Source organism: Serratia sp. G204Y (genome assembly GCF_051172435.1).
Taxonomy (GTDB): Bacteria; Pseudomonadota; Gammaproteobacteria; order Enterobacterales; family Enterobacteriaceae; genus Serratia; species Serratia sarumanii.
Map to the genome: position 1 here is coordinate 185,811 of NZ_JBPIZA010000005.1, position 18,549 is coordinate 204,359.

The 18,549-nt window shown below is 62.0% G+C and carries 14 protein-coding genes; 8 read left to right on the top strand and 6 right to left on the bottom strand.

The window, feature by feature from the left end; translation table 11 throughout:
* The first annotated feature begins 303 nt into the window (after positions 1-303).
* From parC to ftsP, 3 genes are all read left to right on the top strand, one after another.
* Complete coding sequence (gene parC, locus ACSBQQ_RS20535; RefSeq protein WP_060428872.1) at positions 304-2,577, top strand: DNA topoisomerase IV subunit A; 2,274 nt, start codon at positions 304-306, stop codon at positions 2,575-2,577.
* Positions 2,578-2,823: 246 nt separating this feature from the next.
* On the top strand, positions 2,824-3,558 hold the full coding sequence (locus ACSBQQ_RS20540; protein WP_004937266.1) for a 1-acylglycerol-3-phosphate O-acyltransferase: 735 nt from the start codon (positions 2,824-2,826) through the stop codon (positions 3,556-3,558).
* Positions 3,559-3,690: 132 nt separating this feature from the next.
* A complete protein-coding gene (gene ftsP, locus ACSBQQ_RS20545) occupies positions 3,691-5,106 on the top strand; it encodes a cell division protein FtsP (RefSeq protein ID WP_039569305.1) in 1,416 nt (471 codons plus the stop codon).
* Positions 5,107-5,123: 17 nt separating this feature from the next.
* On the opposite strand, the gene ACSBQQ_RS20550 is transcribed toward ftsP, so the two are convergent.
* The gene (locus ACSBQQ_RS20550) at positions 5,124-6,035 is read right to left on the bottom strand and encodes a LysR family transcriptional regulator (protein ID WP_033654828.1); all 912 of its coding nucleotides are present in this window, start codon (positions 6,033-6,035) and stop codon (positions 5,124-5,126) included.
* 137 nt (positions 6,036-6,172) lie between these two features.
* On the opposite strand from ACSBQQ_RS20550, the gene xapA reads away from it, so the two are divergent.
* Together xapA and ACSBQQ_RS20560 are read left to right on the top strand one after the other, a co-directional pair.
* Positions 6,173-6,994, top strand: a complete 822-nt coding sequence (gene xapA / locus ACSBQQ_RS20555; RefSeq protein ID WP_041036721.1) for a xanthosine phosphorylase — start codon at positions 6,173-6,175, stop codon at positions 6,992-6,994.
* Between the two features lie 81 nt (positions 6,995-7,075).
* Positions 7,076-8,326: a nucleoside permease gene (locus tag ACSBQQ_RS20560; protein ID WP_033636053.1), complete on the top strand. Its 1,251-nt coding sequence runs from the start codon at positions 7,076-7,078 to the stop codon at positions 8,324-8,326.
* Positions 8,327-8,359: 33 nt separating this feature from the next.
* On the opposite strand, the gene ACSBQQ_RS20565 is transcribed toward ACSBQQ_RS20560, so the two are convergent.
* Together ACSBQQ_RS20565 and ACSBQQ_RS20570 are read right to left on the bottom strand one after the other, a co-directional pair.
* Complete coding sequence (locus ACSBQQ_RS20565) at positions 8,360-9,292, bottom strand: PfkB family carbohydrate kinase (RefSeq protein WP_039569299.1); 933 nt, start codon at positions 9,290-9,292, stop codon at positions 8,360-8,362.
* Positions 9,289-10,686, bottom strand: a complete 1,398-nt coding sequence (locus ACSBQQ_RS20570) for a purine-cytosine permease family protein (protein WP_039569297.1) — start codon at positions 10,684-10,686, stop codon at positions 9,289-9,291. Before ACSBQQ_RS20570 ends, ACSBQQ_RS20565 begins: the two co-directional genes overlap by 4 nt.
* Before the next feature lie 658 nt (positions 10,687-11,344).
* Between ACSBQQ_RS20570 and ACSBQQ_RS20575 the strand changes: the two genes are divergently transcribed.
* Both ACSBQQ_RS20575 and ACSBQQ_RS20580 read left to right on the top strand, forming a co-directional pair.
* Positions 11,345-12,079: a GntR family transcriptional regulator gene (locus ACSBQQ_RS20575; RefSeq protein WP_033636050.1), complete on the top strand. Its 735-nt coding sequence runs from the start codon at positions 11,345-11,347 to the stop codon at positions 12,077-12,079.
* 80 nt (positions 12,080-12,159) lie between these two features.
* On the top strand, positions 12,160-14,328 hold the full coding sequence (locus tag ACSBQQ_RS20580; protein WP_060428874.1) for a YgiQ family radical SAM protein: 2,169 nt from the start codon (positions 12,160-12,162) through the stop codon (positions 14,326-14,328).
* Between the two features lie 63 nt (positions 14,329-14,391).
* Here ACSBQQ_RS20580 and ACSBQQ_RS20585 read toward each other — a convergent pair whose 3' ends face one another.
* The 3 genes from ACSBQQ_RS20585 to yqhD all read right to left on the bottom strand — a co-directional run bounded on the left by ACSBQQ_RS20585 (position 14,392) and on the right by yqhD (position 17,415).
* Positions 14,392-14,997 carry a transglycosylase SLT domain-containing protein gene (locus ACSBQQ_RS20585; RefSeq protein WP_033649078.1) on the bottom strand — a complete coding sequence of 202 codons (606 nt, stop codon included), beginning with the start codon at positions 14,995-14,997 and terminating at the stop codon, positions 14,392-14,394.
* Between the two features lie 142 nt (positions 14,998-15,139).
* Complete coding sequence (gene dkgA / locus ACSBQQ_RS20590) at positions 15,140-15,964, bottom strand: 2,5-didehydrogluconate reductase DkgA (RefSeq protein WP_060428876.1); 825 nt, start codon at positions 15,962-15,964, stop codon at positions 15,140-15,142.
* 287 nt (positions 15,965-16,251) lie between these two features.
* On the bottom strand, positions 16,252-17,415 hold the full coding sequence (yqhD, locus tag ACSBQQ_RS20595) for an alcohol dehydrogenase (protein ID WP_060419750.1): 1,164 nt from the start codon (positions 17,413-17,415) through the stop codon (positions 16,252-16,254).
* A gap of 226 nt (positions 17,416-17,641) precedes the next feature.
* Here yqhD and ACSBQQ_RS20600 point away from each other — a divergent pair, with 226 nt between their 5' ends.
* On the top strand, positions 17,642-18,529 hold the full coding sequence (locus ACSBQQ_RS20600; RefSeq protein WP_194243347.1) for an AraC family transcriptional regulator: 888 nt from the start codon (positions 17,642-17,644) through the stop codon (positions 18,527-18,529).
* Positions 18,530-18,549 lie beyond the last annotated feature (20 nt).

Below are 18,549 nucleotides of genomic sequence, written 5' to 3' on the forward strand. Positions count from 1 at the left end.
CCGTCAGAGTTAAGATAGATGCCGTTTTCCGCTGCGGTGCGCAAAAACAGCTTGCTGAACGAGAGTGTAATCGTTGGCCAGGCAAGTAAAAACGTGACGGCAGGCACAACAGTGTTGATTCTTAATCAACAATCACGGTGGAATTTTGCCTAAACGCTCCGGCGACAGCGCCTTCGGCCGGCGATCCTTGCGCCAACTGTGACAGCCACCCCGCAGATGGGTTACTATCGCGGGCAGAATCGACAAGCGATGCCTTATTGTCGTCCAGGGATTGCCAAGCCACGGTCTGAGGATAATTGAGTAATGAGTGATCTGACTCATGACGGTGTAGAGCGTTTACCGCTGCACACATTCACTGAAAACGCCTATCTGAACTATTCCATGTACGTCATCATGGATCGGGCGTTGCCGTACATTGGCGACGGCTTGAAACCGGTACAACGCCGCATCATCTACGCCATGTCTGAGCTGGGGCTGAACAACAGCGCCAAATTCAAGAAATCCGCCCGTACCGTGGGCGACGTGCTGGGTAAATACCACCCGCACGGTGACAGCGCGTGTTATGAAGCCATGGTGCTGATGGCGCAGCCGTTCTCGTACCGCTATCCGCTGGTGGACGGCCAGGGGAACTGGGGGGCGCCGGACGATCCCAAGTCGTTTGCGGCGATGCGTTATACCGAATCGCGCCTCTCCAAATACGCCGAAGTGCTGCTGGCCGAGCTGGGGCAGGGCACCGTCGACTGGATCCCGAACTTTGACGGTACGCTGCAAGAGCCGAAGATGTTGCCGGCGCGCCTGCCGAATATCCTGCTGAACGGCACCACCGGCATCGCCGTCGGCATGGCGACCGACATTCCGCCGCACAACGTGCGCGAAGTCGCGGCGGCGGCGGTGGCGCTGCTCGACAAGCCGGGCGCCTCGCTCGATGACCTGCTCGAATTCGTGCAGGGGCCGGACTTCCCGACCGAAGCCGAGATCATCACCCCGCGCGATGAAATCCGCAAAATTTACCAGAGTGGCCGCGGCTCGGTGCGCATGCGCGCCGTGTGGAAGAAAGAAGACGGCAGCGCGGTGATCACCGCCTTGCCGCACCAGGTGTCCGGCGCCAAGGTGCTGGAGCAGATCGCCAGCCAGATGCGCGCCAAGAAGCTGCCGATGGTCGAAGATCTGCGCGATGAGTCCGACCATGAAAACCCGACGCGTCTGGTGATCGTGCCGCGCTCCAACCGTATCGATCTGGAACAGGTGATGAACCACCTGTTCGCCACCACCGATCTGGAACGCAGCTACCGCATCAACATGAACATGATCGGTCTGGATAACCGCCCGCAGGTCAAAGGGCTGGTGGAGATCCTCACCGAATGGCTGGCCTACCGTCGCGACACGGTGCGCCGCCGCCTGAACTACCGCCTCGAGAAAGTGCTGAAACGCCTGCATATCCTCGAGGGTTTGCTGGTGGCGTTCCTCAACATCGACGAGGTGATCCACATCATCCGCAGCGAGGATGAACCGAAGCCGGTGCTGATGCAGCGTTTCGGCATCTCCGACACCCAGGCGGAAGCGATCCTCGAGCTGAAACTGCGTCACCTGGCCAAGCTGGAAGAGGTCAAGATCCGCGGCGAGCAGGATGAGCTGGCGAAAGAGCGCGATCAGTTGCAGGCGCTGCTGGCGTCCGAGCGCAAACTGAACACGCTGATTAAGAAAGAGATCCAGGCCGACGCGCAGACCTACGGCGACGATCGCCGTTCGCCGCTGACCGAGCGTGCGGAAGCCAAGGCGATGAGCGAGCACGACTTCGTGCCGTCCGAGCCGGTGACCATCGTGCTGTCGGAAATGGGCTGGGTGCGCAGCGCCAAGGGCCACGACATCGATCCGACCGGGTTGAGCTACAAGGCCGGCGACAGTTTCCGCGGCGCGGCGCGCGGCAAGAGCAACCAGCCGGTGGTGTTCATCGACTCTACCGGGCGCAGCTATGCGCTCGATCCGATGACGCTGCCGTCGGCGCGCGGGCAGGGCGAGCCGTTGACCGGCAAGCTGACGCCGCCGCCGGGCGCCACCATTGAGCAGGTGCTGATGGCGGCCGACGATCAGAAGCTGCTGATGGCGTCCGACGCCGGTTACGGCTTCGTCTGTACCTTTAACGATCTGGTGGCGCGCAACCGCGCCGGCAAGGTGATGATCACGCTGCCGGACAACGCCAGAGCGCTGCCGCCGATGGAGATCCACGGCGCAGACGACATGCTGCTGTCGATCACCGCCGCCGGGCGCATGCTGATGTTCCCGGTTGCCGATCTGCCGCAGCTGTCGAAGGGCAAAGGCAACAAGATCGTCTCCATTCCGGCAGCCCAGGCGGCGGCCGGTGAAGACAAGCTGGCCTGGCTGTTCGTGCTGCCGCCGCAGGCGTCCGTCACGCTGCACGTCGGCAAACGCAAGCTGACGCTGCGGCCGGAAGATCTGCAGAAGTTCCGTGCAGAGCGCGGTCGCAAGGGCACCCAGCTGCCGCGCGGCCTGCAGCGTATCGATCGCGTTGAAGTGGATGCGCCGGTGCGGGCGTCGGGCGGCGACAGCGAAGAGTAAGCGTTGGCGCTAGCGTTAACGGGCGGTCGCAGCATGCTGTGGCCGCCTTATTTATTTTTGCTGGCGTTTATTTTCCAAATAGTTAACATTTCTGCGCATAAAATTATTGTGCGTATTGCCGGCTGGCGGGAAAATAGCGAGAAAGGCAGGCGACATCGGCGTGCTTATCGCCTGGCCGGCAAATAATGAGTAAAGGAATCTGCGCAGCGAAGTAAACTGCGTTGGCAGTGTGCTAATGAGGTTGTTATGTTATTGATTTTGCGTGCCGTTCTCGCCACTCTTTTCTGTATTCTGGTGTGTATTTTCGGTTCTGTTTATTGCTTGTTCAGCCCGCGCAATCCCCGCCATGTGGCGACCTTCGGCCACCTTTTCGGCCGCCTGTCGACGCTGTTCGGCATCAAGGTTGAAACCCGCGTGCCGGCCGATGCGGCCAACAACGGCAACTGCATCTATATCGCCAACCACCAAAATAACTACGACATGGTGACGGCCTCGAATATCGTGCAGCCGCGCACCGTGACCGTCGGTAAAAAAAGTCTGGTGTGGATCCCGTTTTTCGGCCCGCTGTATTGGCTGACCGGTAATCTGCTGATAGATCGTGATAATCGCGCCAAGGCGCACGGCACCATCGCCCAGGTGGCGGAGCAGTTCAAAAAGAAAGACATTTCGATCTGGATGTTCCCGGAAGGGACCCGCAGCCGCGGTCGCGGGTTGATGCCGTTTAAAACCGGCGCGTTCCACGCGGCCATCGCCGCCGGCGTGCCGATTGTGCCGATCTGCGTATCGACCACCAGCGGTAATATAAATCTTAATCGCTGGAATAACGGTCACGTGATCGTCGAGATGTTGGCGCCGGTGGATACCAGCAAATACGGCAAAGAAAACGTGCGCGAGCTGGCGGCGCATTGCCGCGAGCTGATGGAGGCGAAAATCGCCGAATTGGACGCCGAAGTCGCCCAGCGCAACGCCGCCAAAAAATAAGAGTCTACCGGCTTCAAAGAATACGTTTTTAATTGGCGTTCAGCGCCGTTAACGCCTGAGCGCCTGCTAATCTTGATTGGCGGGCGTTTGGGTTTTGCACACGGTTTAGTTATTGCTTTTCATGGAGAAAATATGTCACTCAGTCGACGTCAGTTTATACAGGCATCGGGCCTGGCGCTGTGCGCGAGCGCCGTGCCGCTGAGGGCAGAGGCGAGCGGAACGCAGACCCCATTACCCATCCCTCCACTGCTGGAGTCTCGCCGCGGTCAGCCGCTGTTCCTGACCCTGCAGCGCGCCCACTGGGCGTTTATGGATAACCGCAAGGCGGCGGTATGGGGCATCAACGGCATGTATTTGGGGCCGACGGTGCGGGTTTACAGCGGTGACGACGTCAAACTGATCTACAGCAACCGCCTGCAGGAGCCGGTGGCGATGACCGTCAGCGGTCTGCAGGTGCCGGGCACGCTGATGGGCGGCGCGCCGCGCATGATGTCGCCCAACGTCGACTGGTCGCCGGTGCTGCCTATTCGTCAGGCGGCGGCCACCTGTTGGTACCACGCCAATACGCCGAACCGCATGGCGCCGCACGTTTACAACGGGCTGGCCGGGCTGTGGCTGGTGGAGGATGCCGTCAGCAAAGCGCTGCCGCTGCCCAACCACTACGGCGTCGACGATTTCCCGCTGATCATTCAGGACAAGCGCTTCGATAACTTCGGCACGCCGCAATACGATGCGCCGTCGCAGGGCGGTTTCGTCGGCGATACGCTGTTGGTCAACGGCGTGCAAAATCCGTATGTCGAGGTGTCGCGCGGCTGGGTGCGTTTGCGCCTGCTCAACGCCTCCAACGCGCGCCGCTATACCCTGCAGCTCAGCGACGGGCGCCCATTCAACGTGATCGCCAGCGATCAGGGCTTCCTGCCCGCGCCGGTCGCGGTGCAGCAGCTGTCGCTGGCGCCGGGCGAACGCCGGGAAGTGCTGATCGACATGTCGAAGGGCGAGGAGGTGACCATCACCGCCGGTGAAGCGGCGGGCATCATGGATCGCCTGCGCGGCCTGTTCGAGCCGTCGAGCATTCTGGTGTCCACCCAGGTGCTGACGCTGCGCCCGACCGGCCTACTGCCGCTGGTGACCGACAACCTGCCGATGCGCCTGCTGGCGGATCAGCTGTTGGACGGCAGCGCCAGCCGCACCCGCGATTTCCGCCTGGGCGACGGCGGCGTCGGCATCAACGGCGCGATTTGGGACATGAACCGCATCGACGTGCAGGCGCAGCAAGGCACCTGGGAACGCTGGAACATTCATGCGGATACGCCGCAGTCGTTCCATATTCAGGGCGTGCAGTTCCTGATCAAACGCGTCAACGGCGCGCAGCCGATGGCGGAAGATCGCGGCTGGAAGGACACCGTTTGGGTCGATGGCGACGTCGAGCTGCTGGTGTATTTCAACCAACCTACCTCCGAACACTTCCCGTTCCTGTATTACAGCCAGACGCTGGAGATGGCCGATCGCGGCACCGCCGGCCAGCTGATGGTGCAGCCGACGATGTAATCTGCGCTGCGGGCCGCTTACGGCGCCCGCAGCATCTCCAGAAAGGCCTCTACGACCGGCGTGACGCTGTCGGCGCGGTAAACCGCGTACAGATCCGCCGGCGGCGCCTGCTGCAGCGAGCAAAAGCGGACGCCGGGCCACGGGATGCGGCCGTAGCTGTCCGGCAGCAGCGTAATGCCGCAGCCCTCCGCCACCAGCGCCAGCAGGGTTTGCGGTTCGTTGACCTGATAAGCGACGTCCGGCAAAAATCCCTGCTGCAGGCACAGATTGTGCAGATACAGCCCCAGGCTGGCCTCGTGCGGCGGCAGCACGATGAAACTGTCGTTCTGCAGCGCCGCCAACGGGATGCTTTCCTGCTGCGCCAGCGGATGATCGAGCGGCAGCACCACGGCGATGCTCTCGCTCGCCAAGCGTTGGCAGGTCAACCCCGGCAGCGTCTGCTGCTGCGCCTCTCGCCAGACCCCGATATCGATATGCCGCTTTTGCAGCGCGGCGATTTGCTGGCTGGGCGTCAGCTCGTTCAACGACCAGGTGACGCCGGCGTTTTGCTCGCTGAACCGCCGCAGCGCCGCGATCAGGCCGCCCCAGGCCGAGGTGCCGACCATGCCGACCACCATGTGGCCGCCTTCGCCGCGCCCCATCTGTTGCACCTGATGCAGCGCGCTGTCGGCCTGATCCAGCAGCCGCTCGACGTTGCGCAGCAGCGTGCGGCCGGCCGGCGTCAGCGTCATGGAGCGGGTGGTGCGTTTGAACAGCACCACGCCGAGCTGGCTTTCCAGCTCCTTGATGTGCTTGCTGAGCGGCGGCTGTGACATATTCAGCCGCCGCGCCGCCTGGGTGAAGTTCATCTCTTCCGCCACCACGCGGAAATAGTGCAGCAGGCGGAAGTTAATCCGGCCGGGATCGGGCAGGGCATGGGGCTGGTTCATCCGGGGTATCGCCTCCTTGTGACGCAGCTCAACTTATAGGTAAATGGAATAAATCGGCCGCCAAGAATGTATTGGTCTCGGCCGCGCCTCGCTCTCTACTATGGGGATTATTATCCCCCGCTGAAAGAGAGAATACGATGTTTAATCAAGAAGATGCTTTTACCTGCGCCGATGTCGTCCGCGCACGCCTGCCGGGTTTTCAGCCGAAAGCGGCCTTGATTCTCGGCTCCGGACTCGGCGCCCTGGCGGAGGTGATGACCGAAACCGTCACCATCGACTACGCGGAGCTGCCGGGCTTCCCGGTGAGCGGCGTCGCCGGCCATGCCGGGCAGTTGGTCGCCGGCAAGCTGGAAGGCGTGCCGGTATTGTGCATGAAAGGGCGCGGTCATTTCTATGAAGGGCGCGGCATGCAGGTGATGACCACCGCAGTGCGCACCTTCAAACTGCTGGGCTGTGAATTCCTGCTGGCGACCAACGCCGCCGGTTCGCTGCGCCGCTCGGTGGCGCCGGGCAGCCTGGTGGCCATCACCGATCACATCAACTTCATGCCGGAATCGCCGCTGGTCGGCGCCAACGACGAGCGCTTCGGGCCGCGCTTCTTCAGCCTGGCGAACGCCTACGATCGCGATCTGCGCGCCCGGCTGGCGGCGGTGGCCGAAAGCGCGGGCATTCCGCTGGCGGAAGGGGTGTTCGCCGCCTACACCGGGCCGAATTTCGAAACGCCGGCGGAAATCCGCATGATGCAGACCCTGGGCTGCGACGTGGTGGGCATGTCGATCGTGCCGGAAGTCCTGACGGCGCGCCACTGCGGCCTCAAGGTGCTGGTGGTGTCCGCGATGACCAACTACGCCGAAGGGCTGTCGGATACGCCGCTCTCCCATGAACAAACGCTCAGCTGCGCGGCGCTGGCGGCGGACGATTTCATGCGCCTGATCCGCGAGCTGTTCAAAACGCTGTAACACCGCAGGCAAACCGGCGGCGGGCTGCAGGGGGCCCGCCGCACCAATCATCGTTGAAAGCATAATAACAAGGTGATGGCGATGGCGATAAAAGCAAGATTGAAGGTCATGATTTTCCTGCAGTTCTTTATCTGGGGTGCCTGGTTGGTGACGCTGGGCTCCTACATGATCAACACGCTGCATTTCAGCGGCATGCAGGTGGGGATGGTTTACAGCGCCAAAGGCATCGCCGCGCTGATCATGCCGGGGCTGGCGGGCATCATCGCCGATCGGTGGATGAAGGCCAACTACCTGTATGCGCTTTGTCACCTGCTCGGGGCGCTGGCGCTGTACTGCGCGGCGCAGGTCGAGCAACCGATGCTGATGTTCTGGGTGATGCTGTTCAACGCCATGGTCTATATGCCGACCATCGCGCTCTCCAACGCCATTTCCTATTTTTGTCTCGAAAAGCACGGCTTTGACACGGTGAAGGACTTTCCGCCGGTGCGGGTGTACGGCACGGTGGGGTTCATTCTGGCGATGTGGCTGGTCGGCTTCAGCCGAATCGAGCTCAGCAATCTGCAGTTGTATCTGGCTTCTGCGGCGTCGCTGCTGCTGTCCGCTTATTCACTGACGCTGCCGCGCTGCCCGACCAACCGCGCGGCCGAGTCGAAGAGCTGGGTGAGCGTGCTGGGGCTGGATGCGCTGGTGCTGTTCCGCCAGCGGCGCATGGCGCTGTTTTTCCTGTTCGCCATGTTGCTTGGCGCGGCGCTGCAGATAACCAATACCTTCGGCAACCCGTTCCTGCACGATCTGTCGCTCAACCCGCTGTATCAGGACAGCCTCAGCGTCCGGTATCCGGCGGTGCTGCTGTCGCTGTCGCAGATCTCCGAAGTGTTCTTTATCCTCACCATTCCCTTCTTCCTGCGCCGTTACGGCATCAAGCAGGTGATGCTGATCAGCATGGCGGCCTGGACGCTGCGCTTCCTGTTCCTGGCCTATGGCACGCCGGTCGGCTTTGGTTTCGTTCTGCTGCTGCTGTCGATGATCGTCTACGGCTGTGCGTTCGACTTCTTTAATATCTCCGGCGCCATCTTCGTCGAGAAAGAGGCCGATCGCCGCATCCGCGCCAGCGCGCAGGGGCTGTTCATGACCATGGTGAACGGTTTGGGCGCCTATCTGGGGGCGCTCGCCAGCGGCGAGGTGGTGGACTTCTTCAGCCATGACGGCGTGAAAGACTGGCAGAGCATCTGGCTGGTGTTTGCGCTGTATACGCTGGTGTTGGGGATCGTGTTCGCGTTGAGCTTCAACTACCGCCACCCGCCGCAAGAGAGTGCGGTAGCGGCGCAGTAAGACTGGGGGCGCCGCTGGCTGCGCCCTGAAACGTCAGGCCTGCGGGAAGCGCTGTTGCAACTGCTGCCGGTCCGGCGGATTGGCGGCGCCGAGGCTGGCCACCACGCAAGCGGCGACCCGGTTGGCCAGATCGACCGCCTGCGGCAGCGGCCAGCCGGCGGACAGGCCCGCCAGCAAACCGGCGCAGTGGGCATCGCCCGCGCCGATGGTGTCGACGACGTCTACCGGATAGGCGGGCACGTGCAGCGGCGGCGTGCGGCCGTCGCAGATCCACGCGCCGTCGCGATCCAGGCGGCAAATCAGCGTCAGGTTACGGGCGGCGGCATAGCGCTGCGCGGCCTCCACGGCGTCGCCGCCGCCGCACAGCGCGGCCACTTCGTCGCGGTTGAGTGTCAATAGGGTGTGGCTGTCGCTGAGCATGGCGAAGAAATCTTCGCTGAGCTGAGCGATGCGCGGGCCGGGATCGATCAGGCGCGGTTGGTCGAACGGCATGCGCGTCAGCCACTCGCGCAGCGCCTCGCCGCTTTCGCCCGCCAGCTCGTAGCCGCTGGCGTAGATCAGGGTGTGCTCCGTCAGCGGCAGCGTCGCCAGCTGCGCTTTATTCCATTGGCTTTCGCAGCCGGAAACCGTGATGAAGGTGCGTTCACCGTTTGGCTCCACCAGCGCCAGGCACCAGCCGTTGTCCATCTGGCCGTGGCGCAGCAGCACCTCCAGCCCCAGCTCGCCCATGGCGGCTTCGGCAGCCGCGCCCCATTCGCCGTTGCCAACCGGCATGCCGTTAATCACCGGCGTTTCCAGGCGCACCAGCGCGCGCGCCACGTTGAACGCGCAGCCGCCGATTTGCCGCGCCTGCGGCTGGGCTTCGATATCTTCGCCGCTGGTCGGCAGGCGCGGCAGCGTCATCACCAGATCGCCGACCGCGCCCCCAATCACCAGGACAGGTGTTACAGCTTCCCACTCACTCATTGATGTTCTCTGCGTTGGGTCAGGTACAGACCGTAAGCGATCAGACTCACCGCGAACGACACAAACAGCCCCAGGCTGGAATCGGCGAACAGGCCTTTGGCCAGCGGGCCGTCGATAAAACCGGTTTTGGTGACCAGCAGGCCGCACAGGGCGCCGAGGAACCAGCAGAACAGCGGGGCTTTGCGCACGCCGCGGTTCTGGCCATGCAGGCCGTACAAAGCGTTGCCATCATACCCGTGGCGGCGGCGCAGGCACAGGTAATCGAGCAGGAAAATCGCCTCCCAGGCCGCCAGGAAGACGCCGCAGAACACCAGGAAGGAGATGAACGGCCCCATGAAATCTCCGGAGATGAACAGCACATACAGGGCGATACCCAACACCACCACCGCGTCGATCGATACCGCCAGCCACTGCTTGACCTGCACGCCGATGGTCAGCAGGTTAAGGCTGGCGGAATACAGGCTGAGCACCGCGATGGTGACGATGCCGGCGGTGGCGGCCAGCAGATAAGGAATGGCCATCCAGGCGGGCAGCACCGAGCCTATCAGCGCGATGGGGTTGGCGGCGCTGGCCAGATCGGGCAGCTGCACGGAAAGCAGGATACCGGCCAGCATCAGCAGCATCAGCGGCAAACAGGCGCCGCCCATCACCGCGGCGAAAATGCTTTTGCTCGACGAGCTCGGGCTTTGATAGCGGCTGTAATCGGCGCCGGCGATCGCCCAACTGATGCCGGTGCCGGCGGCAATCACCGATACCGCCGGCAGGAAGCCGGTCAACCAGCTGCCGGAAGGCAGCGCCAGCACCTGGCTCCACTCGGTGTTGGACAGGATATAGAGCACCACGATCAGCGTCATGGTGCCGAAGATGCGGCTGAACCAGCTTTGCATCCAGACCACGGTATTTTGCCCCAGCAGGCTGACGACGACAGTGAGCCCGCCGAACAGCAGCAGGCTGAGCGCGGTCAGCAGGTGGCTGCTACCCAACCCGAAGGCCTCGAACAGCGCCGCCAGCGTCAGGGTGCCGGTGATCACATTGACTGCTTCCCAGCCCATCAGGTTGATCCAACTGAACAGGGTGGGCGCCACGTTGCCCTTCAGGCCGAAAATCACCCGCGAGAGCGTCAGCGTAGAGGTGCGCCCGCGCTTGCCGGCGAAGCTGGTGAGGCCGACCAGCACGAAGCTGGCGACGCCGACCAGCGCGGCGAGTACCGATTGCAGGAAGGATAAGCCGAAGCCGACGATAATGGCGCCGTACACCACGCCGAGAATGCCGATATTGGCTGCCGACCAGATCCAAAACAGCTCGATGGGCTTGCCGGTCTGTTCCGCGTCCGGCACCCGATCGATACCGGTGCTTTCTACCTTCCATGCTTCATTGCGATTGATATCGGTCATAGCAAGTGATCCCTGTAGCGCAGGGCCGCGAGGGCCGCCGCAGTTGACTGAAAATCGATTCCGTTGGCGCGGTTGACGCCGGCTATTCCGTTGTCGGTGAAGACGCCGATTCCGCGCAGTGTGTAGCGGCTGATACCGCCGGGTCTGTCAAAGTGAGGGCGGTATCCGCCTTATCGGGTGAGGCACGTCGGCCGCACGGCGCCAATGAGTGTAGTCAAAGAGTGGGTCTGCAGCGGGGTTTGGCGAAGCGGGAACGTTTCTATTTGCCGACATCGATCCGTTGCGCCCACCGCGAGGGGATCCTGTGATGTGGCTATGAGCAGTGAGCAAGCTATCCATTAGCTACGTTGCTTATTCTCGGCCGTTTGTGCTGACAGTATATCCCCGCTACCGGCCATCAAGGGTATCCTTTAGGGCTGGCAGCGGGTTTTTTATTGTTTTTAAAGTGGGTCCCTGGTGTTGGTGCGATTGATGTATCAACATCAATAAGCACAGATTACGCGCGATCTAGATCCAATGAAAGTCCATTAGGCAAAAATTGTGATGCCACTCTGAAAACATTAGCGATATTTTAGTTAAGGTGAGGGGCTTATCGCCGGAGCGGCGATAGGATAAAAAACGAAATCCAGACAAATGGCATAGGTAAGAGGGCGGGCGAATGACGGATTTTATGGCCTGGCTGCGTGGCCATCTGGCGCAGGGGGCGGTAGCGCCGCGTTATATTCAGCTGGCGATGGCGATAGAAACCGCGATCAGGCAGCAGGTGCTGGCAGCAGAGGCGTTTTTGCCGCCCGAACGGCAGATGGCGGAAGGCCTGGCGCTGTCGCGCGTCACCGTCAGCAAGGCGATGAAACTGCTGGAGGAGAAGGGGCTGATTTTGCGACAGCAGGGCGTTGGCACCCGCGTGGCGATGCACATTGGCTATTCCCTCGATAAGGACAGCGGTTTCACCGCTCAGGCGCTGCGCCACGGCAGCAGCGTCAGCAATCGATGGCTGCTGCGCACCCGGGTCGGCGCGCCGGCCAAGGCCGCGGCGGCGCTGGGGCTGGCGGAAGGAGATGAGGTGGTCAAACTGCGGCGTTTGCGCTTGCTGAACGGCAGCCCGGTCTCGCTGGAAACCACCTATATTCCGCCGCGCTTCCTGCCCGAACCGGGGCAGCTGGAACATTCGCTGTATGCGTTATGGCAATCGCGCGGCATCGTGCCTGAAGATAAACACTTTCTGCTGAAGGCGGTATCCTGCAGCGACGAGGTTGCCGAGCTGCTCAACGTGCCGTGCGGCGCGCCGTTGTTGCACATCACCCAGACCAGCCGCAATGCCCAGGGTGAGGCGCTGGAGTTCAGCGATATCTTGTGCCGCAGCGACGTTTATGAATTCGAAGTGAACGGTTAGCGAAATAACCATGCTCTTTTTGCAGCTAGTGCGTATAATCGCCGCCCGGCGATTAATTAACCTGTAAAAAGAGCAGCAGAATGAGCACCACCAGCCTGATCCAACCCGATCGTGAACTGTTTTCCTATAAGCCTTATTGGGCGGAATGTTTTGGCACCGCGCCGTTTTTACCGATGTCGCGAGCAGAGATGGATCAACTGGGCTGGGACAGCTGCGATGTGATCATCATCAGCGGCGACGCCTATGTCGATCACCCGAGCTTCGGCATGGCGATCATCGGCCGCATGCTGGAAGCGCAGGGCTTCCGCGTCGGCATCATCGCGCAGCCGGACTGGAGCAACAAAGAAGACTTCATGCGATTGGGGAAACCGAACCTGTTCTTCGGCATCACCGCCGGCAACATGGACTCGATGATCAACCGTTATACCGCCGATCGCAAACTGCGCCACGACGATGCTTACACCGCCGGCAACGTCGGCGGCAAACGCCCGGATCGCGCCACCCTGGTCTACAGCCAGCGCTGTAAAGAAGCCTACAAAGACGTGCCGATCGTGCTGGGCGGCATCGAAGCCAGCCTGCGCCGCATCGCCCACTACGATTACTGGTCGGATAGCGTGCGCCGCTCGGTGCTGGTGGATTCCAAGGCCGACATGCTGATCTACGGCAACGGTGAACGCCCGCTGGTGGAAGTGGCGCATCGCCTGGCCGCCGGTGAGAAGATTGGCGACATCCACGATATTCGCAATACCGCCGTAATGCGCAAAGAAGCGCTGCCGGGCTGGAGCGGCGTGGATTCCACCCGCCTCGACAAGCCGGGCCGCATCGAAGCTATCCCGAACCCGTACGGCGACGATCTGCCGTGCGCCGACGGCGCCAAGCCGAAAGAGCCGGAAGCCAAGCCTGTCACCGTGCGCGCCGCCAAGCCGAAGCCGTGGGAGAAGACCTATGTGCTGCTGCCGTCCTTCGAGAAAGTGAAGGGCGACAAGGTGCTGTATGCGCACACCTCGCGCATTCTGCACCATGAAACCAACCCGGGCTGCGCCCGTGCGCTGATGCAGAAACACGGCGACCGCTACGTGTGGATCAACCCGCCGGCGATCCCGCTGACCACGCCGGAGATGGACAGCGTCTTCGCGCTGCCTTATCAGCGCGTGCCGCACCCGTCCTACGGCCAGGATCGCATTCCGGCCTATGACATGATCCGTTTCTCGGTGAATATCATGCGCGGCTGCTACGGCGGCTGCTCGTTCTGTTCGATCACCGAGCATGAAGGGCGCATCATCCAGAGCCGTTCGGAAGATTCGATCGTTCGCGAAATCGAAGAGATCCGCGACAAGGTGCCGGGCTTTACCGGCGTGATCTCCGATCTCGGCGGCCCGACCGCCAACATGTATATGCTGCGCTGCACCAACCCGCGCGCCGAGCAGACCTGCCGCCGCGCCTCGTGCGTGTATCCGGAGATCTGCACCTACATGGACACCAACCACGAGCCGACCATCAAGCTGTATCGCCGCGCGCGTTCGCTGGAGGGCATCAAGAAGATCCTGATCGCCTCCGGGGTACGTTACGATCTGGCGGTGGAAGATCCGCGTTATATCAAGGAGCTGGCGACCCACCACGTCGGCGGCTACCTGAAGATCGCGCCGGAGCACACCGAAGAAGGGCCGCTGTCGAAGATGATGAAGCCGGGCATGGGCAGCTACGATCGCTTCAAGCAGCTGTTTGATCACTATTCGAAGCAGGCGGGCAAAGAGCAGTACCTGATCCCGTACTTCATCTCGTCGCATCCGGGCACCCGCGACGAAGACATGGTGAACCTGGCGCTGTGGCTGAAGAAGAACCGTTTCCGCCTCGATCAGGTGCAGAACTTCTATCCTTCGCCGATGGCCAATTCCACCACCATGTATTACAGCGGCAAAAACCCGCTGAGCAAGGTGGGGTACAAGAGCGAAGACGTGGTGGTGCCGCGCGGCGATCGCCAGCGCCGCCTGCACAAGGCGCTGCTGCGTTACCACGATCCGGCCAACTGGGCGCTGATCCGCGCCGCGCTGGAAGAGATGGGGCTGAAGCACCTGATCGGCAGCCGCCGCGAGTGTCTGGTGCCGGCGCCGAGCATCGACGAGCAGCGCGAAGCGAAACGCCTGCAGCGCCATACCCGGCCGGCGCTGACCAAACATACCGATATCAATCGGCAGCGCACGCCGTCCAACCGGCCGCCGCGCAAACCGATTCGCAAAGCCAAGCCGTAACGGCCACGCCGCGGGCGCAAACAAAAAGGAGAACCCTCGGGTTCTCCTTTTTACTTTTACTCATCACAGCCGATCGTAGGCGGCTTCCACTTTCATCAAATGGCGCGGCGCCTGCGGAGCGGGATGGTATTTGCGCACGTGCCAGTTAAAGGCTTCCGGCGACAGGTTGTTGATCATCGCGATGGCCTGCTGGCGGTTGCTGGAGAAGGTGCGCAGCAGCGCGCCGGTGCCGTTGACGTAGGCGATGATGGTGGCGTAGCGCAGCGTAACGGGATTGGCGATCCCTTTAAGCTGTTGTTTTTGCAAGGTGGCCAGATAGGCGGCGCCGAGATCGATATTGGTGTCGGGATCCAGCAGATCGTCATCGTCCGGGCAACCGCGTTTGCCTTTGTAACGATAGGCGTCGCAGCCGGCGGTATCGGCTTTCAGCTGCATCAGGCCGATCGCATTGGATCTGCTCACTGCGGCGGGGTTGAAACCGGACTCCACCTGGATCATGGCGGTGATCAGCTTGGCGTCTACGCCGTATTCGCTGGCGGCGTCTTTAATGGCGCTGTCGAAGGCGTGGCGATCGTAGCTGACGCGCTGTTTCTTGCCGGCGCAACCCGCCAGCACCAGCATGATGCAAAGCATGCCCAGCCGTGACCCGTGTGAGAAAGAGAATTTCATGGTGCTCCGTGCTTGTCTGTTTTTTAACGGTATTAACCGGCGGGCGGAGCCTCCGGCGTCGTCATCATAACGTCAGGCGGCGCAAGGGAGCAATGTGCGGAAAGGAAAAGCCCCCTCCGGCGGGAGAGGGCTTGGGGAGGAATTACAGGGTATCCGGATCCGGCCCGAGGCGGTTGCCGACGTCCAGCTTGGCGATCTCGCCCAGTTCGTCCTTATCGAGTTTGAAATCAAACACCTCGAAGTTTTCGCGGATGCGCGACGGCGTGACCGATTTCGGGATCACGATAAGGCCGCTGTCCAAGTGCCAGCGCACCACGATCTGCGCCGGGGTTTTCTCGTATTTTTCGGCCAGCGCCTTGATCAGCGGCTGGTCGAACACCCCTTCACCGCCCTGCGCCAGCGGGCTCCAGGATTCGGTGGCGATGTGGTGCGTGGCGTTCCAGGCGCGCAGCTGGCGCTGTTGCAGCAGCGGATGCAGCTCTATCTGGTTGACGACCGGCGCCACGTTGGTTTCATCCAGCAGGCGCTGCAGGTGCGGCGTATGGAAGTTGCATACGCCGATGCTTTTCACCAGGCCTTGATCGCGCAGGTTGATCAGTTCGCGCCAGGCGGAGACGTATTGATCCTGCTGCGGGCGCGGCCAGTGGATCAGGTACAGATCCACATAGTCCAGCTTGAGTTTTTCCAAACTGGTTTCCAGCGCCGCCAGCGGATCGCCCTGATCGTCGTTCCACAGCTTGGTGGTGATGAACAGGTCGCTGCGCGGCAGCGAGCTGGACTGCAGCGCGGCGCCGACGCCTTCCTCGTTCTTGTAGATCGCGGCGGTGTCGATGGAGCGGTAACCGATCTCCAGCGCTTTGCTCACCGCGCGGGTGGTCTCTTCAATACTCGCCTGCCAAACGCCGAGACCCAACTGCGGCATCAGATTACCATCGTGGAGTTTGATGATGGGTTGTTGCGTTGTCATGCGCATCTCCTTGTGTACGGATTGCGGCGCCTGCGGCACCGAAATGGCTATAGATAAATTCTAGTTGGCAAAGTGGGCGGTTGCCGGGTTTGCCAGCCTAATTTCAGCGGTGGCGGGAGGGCGATCTTCTCGCCGCTCTCCCTGCGAATGAGCGGTAAGACGGGTGGTGCGAAACGATCGGCGGCGCGCTGAGGCGCCTGACGGCGCCCGGTGATCGGCCGGGCGCCGGATGCGGCGAAAAATGGCTGGCGGAGACTAAAGCCTAGCAAAAAATCGCCGTTTTGCGATTAACGCGCCGCTTCGTAAATGCGGCGGCTGACGTCCAGGGTGATGTCCTGATGCTCGCCCAGGGCGGTCATGCCGTGCTGATGCAGCTTGTCGAGCAGCGCCGGAATGCTGCTGCCGTCGAGCTGATAATCCGCCATGCGGGTCGGTACGCCCATCTGCTCGAAGAAGGCGCGAGTGGCGGCGATGGCGCCGTCGATGCGGCTGTCTTCGCTGCCTTCGCGCAGGCCCCAAACGCGGTCAGCGTACTGCAGCAGTTTTGCGCGCTTCTGCGTTTTCTTCTCGTGCAGCAGCGCCGGCAGCACGATGGCCAGCGTTTGCGCGTGGTCGAGATCGTGCATGGCGGTCAGCTCGTGGCCCAGCATGTGGGTTGCCCAGTCCTGCGGCACCCCGGCGCCGATCAGGCCGTTCAGCGCCATGGTGGCGCTCCACATCACGTTGGCGCGCACCGCATAGTTTTCCGGTTCGGCCAGCGCGCGCGGGCCGTCCTCCAGCAGGGTCAGCAGCAGGCCTTCGGCGAAGCGATCCTGCACCTTGGCGTCGACCGGGTAGGTCAGATACTGCTCCAGGGTGTGTACGAAGGCGTCGACCACGCCATTGGCGATCTGGCGCGGCGGCAGCGAATAGGTCACCACCGGATCCAGCACGGCGAAGCGCGGCTGCACCAGCGGCGAGAAGAAGTGCTGCTTGTCGCCGCTGCTTTTACGGGTGATCACCGCGCCGCTGTTGGATTCGGAGCCGGTGGCCGGCAGCGTCAGCACGCAGCCCATCGGCACCGCGTCGGCGATGTGGCTGCCGACGGTCTGCAGGATATGCCAGGCGTCGCCGTTGGCGGTATAACGGGCGGCGGCGGCGATGAACTTGGTGCCGTCAACCACCGACCCGCCGCCGACCGCCAGCAGGAAATCGATGTTTTCCGCCTTCACCACCTCGACCGCTTTCATCAGCGTTTCGTAGGTCGGGTTCGGCTCGATGCCGGAGAACTCCCGCACGTCGCGGCCGGCCAGCGCGCTATACACCTGATCCAGCACGCCGTTTTTCTTCACGCTGCCGCCACCGTAGGTGATCAGGATGCGTGCGTCCGCCGGGATCTGGCCGGCCACTTCGGCAATTTGGTCCTTGCCGAACAGGATTTTGGTTGGGGTATGCAGAATGAAGTTTTGCATGGTTGATTTCTCTCTTTCTGTCAGGCGGGCGCCAACGCGGCGCAAAGGTTTCTGGCCCGTATTGTCAGCAACCTGCCGGCAGCGCACAATGCACATTCCTGTTTGGTTCTTGCCTATTTCTACAATCCTCTGTAGGAATGGTGAATTCTAAATTATGATTTATGCCGAATCGTTCTGACTGTAAGAGGGTGTTTCCGTGATTGAAATCGATGCGCAGCGCAGCCGCATGGCGCGCCAGGCGATGGCTATCGCCACCGGCAACGGCTACACGCCGTCGCCGGTGCCGCGGGTGAAGATCCTGTATGTCGATCGCCACTGCCCGCGCCAACCGGTGATGTACGAACCGGGGATCGTCATCATCTTTCAGGGGCACAAGGTCGGCTATTGCGGCAGTAAGGTGTTCCAGTACGATCCGCGCAACTACCTGCTGATGACGGTGCCGCTGCCGTTCGAATGCGAAACCTTCGCCAGCCCGGAACTGCCGCTGGTTGGATTGGCGGTCAATATCGATACCCAAATGCTGCAGGATTTGCTGATCGACATCGGCGACGACGACTACCTGATGCAACCGCGGGCGGAGAGCAACGGGGTGAACCTGGCCGAGCTGACGGAAGCGCTGCTGTGCGCCACCGAACGCCTGCTGGACGTGATGGCCAAGCCGCTCGACGCCCGGGTGCTGGGGCCGCAGATCGTGCGCGAGATCCTTTACTACGTGCTGCGCGGCACCTGCGGCGCGTCGCTGCAGGAGTTGGTCAATCGCCATACCCACTTCAGCCAGATCGCCAAGGCGCTGCGGCGCATCGAACATCAGTATGCCGACAACCTCAACGTCGAGCAGTTGGCCGGCGAGGTCAACATGAGCGTCTCGGCGTTCCACCACAATTTCAAAGCGGTGACCAACACCTCGCCGCTGCAGTACGTGAAGTCGTACCGGCTGCATAAGGCGCGCCTGCTGATGGTGCATGACGGCCTGAAGGCCAGCACCGCGGCGATCCGCGTCGGCTACGAGAGCGCGTCGCAGTTCAGCCGTGAATTCAAGCGGCTGTTCGGCATGACGCCGAGCGATGAAGTCGCCCGGCTGCGCGAGGCCAACCCGCTGCTGCTGGAGGGCTGAGCCGCGTTTACGGGGGCAGT

What these genes read in the sequence shown, in the direction of transcription:
- parC (WP_060428872.1), top strand. Translation starts at nt 304, where the DNA reads ATGAGTGATCTGACTCATGACGGTGTAGAGCGTTTACCGCTGCACACA.
- ACSBQQ_RS20540 (WP_004937266.1), top strand. Translation starts at nt 2,824, where the DNA reads ATGTTATTGATTTTGCGTGCCGTTCTCGCCACTCTTTTCTGTATTCTG.
- ftsP (WP_039569305.1), top strand. Translation starts at nt 3,691, where the DNA reads ATGTCACTCAGTCGACGTCAGTTTATACAGGCATCGGGCCTGGCGCTG.
- ACSBQQ_RS20550 (WP_033654828.1), bottom strand. Translation starts at nt 6,035, where the DNA reads ATGAACCAGCCCCATGCCCTGCCCGATCCCGGCCGGATTAACTTCCGC.
- xapA (WP_041036721.1), top strand. Translation starts at nt 6,173, where the DNA reads ATGTTTAATCAAGAAGATGCTTTTACCTGCGCCGATGTCGTCCGCGCA.
- ACSBQQ_RS20560 (WP_033636053.1), top strand. Translation starts at nt 7,076, where the DNA reads ATGGCGATAAAAGCAAGATTGAAGGTCATGATTTTCCTGCAGTTCTTT.
- ACSBQQ_RS20565 (WP_039569299.1), bottom strand. Translation starts at nt 9,292, where the DNA reads ATGAGTGAGTGGGAAGCTGTAACACCTGTCCTGGTGATTGGGGGCGCG.
- ACSBQQ_RS20570 (WP_039569297.1), bottom strand. Translation starts at nt 10,686, where the DNA reads ATGACCGATATCAATCGCAATGAAGCATGGAAGGTAGAAAGCACCGGT.
- ACSBQQ_RS20575 (WP_033636050.1), top strand. Translation starts at nt 11,345, where the DNA reads ATGACGGATTTTATGGCCTGGCTGCGTGGCCATCTGGCGCAGGGGGCG.
- ACSBQQ_RS20580 (WP_060428874.1), top strand. Translation starts at nt 12,160, where the DNA reads ATGAGCACCACCAGCCTGATCCAACCCGATCGTGAACTGTTTTCCTAT.
- ACSBQQ_RS20585 (WP_033649078.1), bottom strand. Translation starts at nt 14,997, where the DNA reads ATGAAATTCTCTTTCTCACACGGGTCACGGCTGGGCATGCTTTGCATC.
- dkgA (WP_060428876.1), bottom strand. Translation starts at nt 15,964, where the DNA reads ATGACAACGCAACAACCCATCATCAAACTCCACGATGGTAATCTGATG.
- yqhD (WP_060419750.1), bottom strand. Translation starts at nt 17,415, where the DNA reads ATGCAAAACTTCATTCTGCATACCCCAACCAAAATCCTGTTCGGCAAG.
- ACSBQQ_RS20600 (WP_194243347.1), top strand. Translation starts at nt 17,642, where the DNA reads ATGGCGCGCCAGGCGATGGCTATCGCCACCGGCAACGGCTACACGCCG.